Source organism: Ancylomarina longa (genome assembly GCF_003996985.1).
Taxonomy (GTDB): domain Bacteria; phylum Bacteroidota; class Bacteroidia; order Bacteroidales; family Marinifilaceae; genus Ancylomarina_A; species Ancylomarina_A longa.
Genome location: NZ_RJJX01000113.1, coordinates 1 through 737 on the forward strand (window position 1 = coordinate 1; position 737 = coordinate 737).

At 42.2% G+C, this 737-nt stretch carries 2 protein-coding genes; both read left to right on the forward strand.

Annotation, left to right across the window (positions count from 1 at the left end):
• Positions 1-351 (forward strand): hypothetical protein (locus DLK05_RS16600; RefSeq protein WP_209319941.1); only part of this gene is annotated, 351 nt, incomplete at its 5' end.
• A 90-nt stretch (positions 352-441) separates the two neighbouring features.
• A partial coding sequence (locus DLK05_RS16605) for a nucleotidyltransferase domain-containing protein (RefSeq protein ID WP_369073582.1) occupies positions 442-737 on the forward strand: 296 nt, incomplete at its 3' end.

A 737-nucleotide genomic window follows, 5' to 3' on the forward strand; every position in this document is an offset into this window, starting at 1 on the left:
TCGATATTAGACTGTTCTAAAAAATATAATTTTTACGAAATGAAAATTCCTGATGACTTAAAAGATCAACTAACAGAATATAGAAATATTCCAATACTGCAAAAAAACCGTTTACTTMATCTAAAAGGGGGAAGAATCAATAMCGCAACCTTATTCATTCTCCTATCCAAAATATCCAAATACAAGCTGCTAAATGGTCTTAAAAAAATTTATATTGAGGAACAAAGTAAAGTAAAAATACTTAGCACTTTCAAACTCCTTGAAGAAATAAAGAACCTAGTTGACACTAACACCGCATTCAAACAGAATAATGGTGCTCTGCCCCATCCAATCGAAAGGTTGGATAGTTAAGACAATCACTGGGAGCTCACTATTGGATGTAACAATTCAATTAATAGTCTAATTACTGACATTCTGGGAGGGCTTACTATGTTAGGCCGCATGGACACAACGCAGGTCGCATTGATACACCAAATTCTAGCTGCGGCAGATGAGCGAAATCTGCCGCTCTGGATCGGTGGGGGCTGGGCGATCGATGCACGGCTAGGGCGTGTAACACGCAAGCACGATGATATTGATCTGACTTTTCCCGGCGAGAGGCGCGGCGAGCTCGAGGCAATAGTTGAAATGCTCGGCGGGCGCGTCACGGAGGAGTTGGACTATGGATTCTTAGCGGAGATCGGGRATGAGTTACTTGACTGCGAACCTGCTTGGTGGGCAGACGAAGCGTATGAAAT